4 protein-coding genes are annotated in these 3,311 nt (G+C 52.5%); all 4 read left to right on the top strand.

Annotated elements, in window-relative coordinates; translation table 11 throughout:
* Window positions 1-1,428: DUF1254 domain-containing protein (locus H6F43_RS01930; protein WP_206754529.1), on the top strand; the 1,428-nt coding region annotated here is incomplete at its 5' end.
* A gap of 95 nt (window positions 1,429-1,523) precedes the next feature.
* A complete protein-coding gene (locus tag H6F43_RS01925) occupies window positions 1,524-2,243 on the top strand; it encodes an ABC transporter permease (protein ID WP_347272361.1) in 720 nt (239 codons plus the stop codon).
* Window positions 2,244-2,256: 13 nt separating this feature from the next.
* The gene (locus H6F43_RS01920) at window positions 2,257-3,033 is read left to right on the top strand and encodes an ABC transporter ATP-binding protein (protein WP_190340329.1); all 777 of its coding nucleotides are present in this window, start codon (window positions 2,257-2,259) and stop codon (window positions 3,031-3,033) included.
* Window positions 3,034-3,114: 81 nt separating this feature from the next.
* The coding region (locus H6F43_RS01915; protein WP_190340328.1) for a twin-arginine translocation signal domain-containing protein at window positions 3,115-3,311 on the top strand (197 nt) is incomplete at its 3' end.

Below are 3,311 nucleotides of genomic sequence, written 5' to 3'. Positions count from 1 at the left end.
ACGAATTCTTTAGACTTTTCTCGTCGTCGTTTACTACAAATGTTGAGCTTCACTGCGCTGGGGGCTGGTCTAACCGTACTGCCTGAGGCGATCGGCTTGAGATCGGTTGCTTCAGCTCAGGTCAAGCCAGGTTACCAAAGACGCCTACAGCGAGCGCTGGAAATCGGCACTCGCGCTTACATTTGGGGCTATCCCTTAATCTATACAAAACGGTTTGAAATTCGACGGCTTGCCGTAACCGCTCCGTTTAACCAGTTCTCCCGTTCGCAGAATTTGACAACCGCTAGAAATAGAGCTGTCGTTGCGCCAAACAATGACACGCTGTACTCAACGACTCTGCTAGATTTACGCCAAGAACCTGTCGTTCTCAGCGTTCCCGACACAAATGGACGCTATTACAGCCTGCAATTCTTTGATAATTACACCAATACGTTTGCCTACGTTGGCAGGCGCGTCACCGGAACGAGCGCAGGTGAGTATGCGATCGTCGGTCCCAATTGGTGTGGCAGCTTGCCGAGTAATTTTAAGCAAATCAAATCTCCCGTCAATATGGTGTTTATTTTGGGTCGCACCTTGATCGATGGTGAGGCAGATTTACCCGCTGCTCGGGCAGTTCAGCAGCAGTATACGCTGGTTCCCCTCAGCCGCTATGGAACGCCTCCGGTAGAAGTGCAGCCTCCACCCACCGATCGACAATTTTTGAATCCTAACGACATTGCGTCTAGCGGAATCGCGGTGTTTGATGAACTGGGCGAATACTTGGTCAGTACACCTCCACGTCGGTCAGAAGCGTCTCTGCTGCGGCGATTCGCATCGATCGACATTGGACCGAATCGGCGTCCCTCGGAGGAGATTACAGATGAGGCAACGCTGGAAGGACTGCGACAGGCAATTCCTGCGGCAGAGAAGCTGATCGACGAGAAATGGTCGAACCTTGGCACAACCACCAATGGCTGGTCGATTAGCTATGAGTTAGGAGGAGATTTTCGTAAAGACTACCTGCTGCGAGCGGCAGTCGCTAAATATGGCATTTTTGCAAATGTTCCTGAGGAATCTTTGTATTTTGGAACCGACGTTGACAATACGGGAAACCCTCTGGTTGGCAGCAACCGCTATGTGTTGACCTTTGATCAATTGCCGCCTGTAAATGCCTTTTGGTCGCTGACTCTTTACGGATTCGATCGCTTTTTTTACGACAATCCGCTCAATCGGTATGCGATCGGCGATCGCACTCCAGGATTGCAGTACAACGCCGATGGAACCCTCACCCTTTACATCCAGAATGAAGCTCCTGCGGGTAATGAGTCTAACTGGTTCCCGGCTCCTAGAGATAGGTTCTCCCTGACGCTACGCACCTACGAACCTCAGCAGATTTTGTTGGATGGTCAATACCAGCCGCCGTCAGTTGTACAGATTGAAAGCCAATGAAGAGTCTTGTCAGCACTACAGGTGCCCCACGTTCGACCAGTCGCCAGCACCGGAGGGTCTTCCGCCTCCGCTGGGTCCGTGGTTTTGTTCTTCCCGTGGTCCTTTTGATTGGGTGGGAAGTTTTGTCCCAAATTGGGTTCTTTCCACCCAACCTTCTTCCGGCTCCCTCCGCTGTGCTGCAAACGCTGTGGGAGTTGGCGCTGAGTGGCGAATTAATGGAGCACATCAGCATTACGCTGGTTCGCATGGCGATCGGCTTCATCCTTGGAAGCGCTGTGGCAACAATTTTAGGCGCGTTAACGGGCTATTTTCGACTGCTGCACGACGTGCTTGATCCACTGCTGCAATCGCTGCGAAACATTCCCTCACTTGCTTGGGTGCCGCTGTTCATTCTTTGGATGGGCATCTACGAAACTGCCAAGGTCGCGCTGATTGCTGTCGGTGTGTTTTTTCCGGTCTATCTGAATTTGATGAGCGGTGTCCAGAGCGTCGATCGCAAACTGGTCGAAGTCGGTAAGGTGTATCGGCTAAATGCATTTCAGCTGATTCGGCGCGTGTTCTTACCTGCAACGCTGCCTGCCTATATCGTTGGGTTGCGCAGCGGTTTGGGATTGGGCTGGATGTTTGTTGTGGCAGCCGAAATTATGGGGTCGAGTCAGGGATTGGGATTTTTGCTGGTAGACGGTCAAACAACGGGTCGCCCAACCATTATTCTTGCCAGCATTTTGCTGTTTGCCATTTTGGGCAAGCTGACCGATATCGGATTGGCGATCGTCGGAAACCGTCTGCTGCACTGGCAAGATTCGTACCGCTAAGTGAGGAACCTAAATGCTGCGAATCGAACACGTTTCCAAGCAATTTAACAACGGCTTTCTGGCTCTGGATGGCATTCATCTCCATGTAAATCCAGGCGAAATTGTCAGCTTTGTCGGGACAAGCGGCTGCGGCAAAAGTACGCTGCTGCGGATTATTTCGGGCTTGGAGTCTCCAACCTCTGGGCAGGTATTGATCGACGACGAATTAATCCGTTCGCCGCATCCCAACATTGGAATTATTTTTCAGGAGCCGCGCCTGATGCCGTGGTTGACGGTGCAACAAAATGTGCAGTTTGGCTTGGAGGCGTGGCTACCCAAGCCAACGTGTAGCAGTCTTGCTCAGCGAATGCTCGATCGCGTTGGCTTAACAGAATTTGCGCAAGCTCTGCCGCGTCAGCTTTCTGGCGGCATGGCGCAGCGAGTCGCGATCGCCCGCGCCCTCGTGACCAAGCCATCGATTCTGCTGCTAGATGAACCGTTCAGCGCTCTGGATGCCTTCATTCGCATGAAGCTACAGGATCATCTGCTGCACATCTGGACGGACGATCGCCCGACGCTGCTGTTGGTGACGCACGACGTTGAAGAAGCACTGGTGCTCAGCGATCGCGTCATTGTGCTGCGTGGCAGTCCCGGACGGGTCTATCGAGAGTTTGTGCTGGATCTACCGCGTCCCCGCAAACGCACCGATCTGCAAGTTCAGCGCTGGAAAGAGCAGCTTTTGAGCGCACTAGATTTGTCAAGCGATCAGTCGGAATTACCAGCGGAGCATGCGATCGCTGAACTCCACTGATTGCGACAAACGCGGGTCCTACATACACACGTCATTCCCTCATCAATCTGATCTGAATTGAAACCGTAAGGAAATCACGAAATGAGTCAACGTAAAAAATCAGGGGCAATCAGCCGTCGTCGATTTATGGCAACCGCTGCTGCCGGAACGGCTGGGGCACTCCTTGCCACAGAATTGCAGCAGATTTCCGCCGCTGCTACCCGTCGTCGTCCCAATATCCTGTTTATTATCACGGATGATTTAGGCTTTGGAGACCTCAGCCTTTACGGGCAAACTGC

Source organism: Leptolyngbya sp. FACHB-36 (assembly GCF_014695955.1).
Taxonomy (GTDB): Bacteria; Cyanobacteriota; Cyanobacteriia; order Leptolyngbyales; family Leptolyngbyaceae; genus FACHB-36.
The sequence above is the reverse complement of the archived record's forward strand: the minus strand, read 5'-3'. Positions and strand labels throughout refer to the sequence as shown.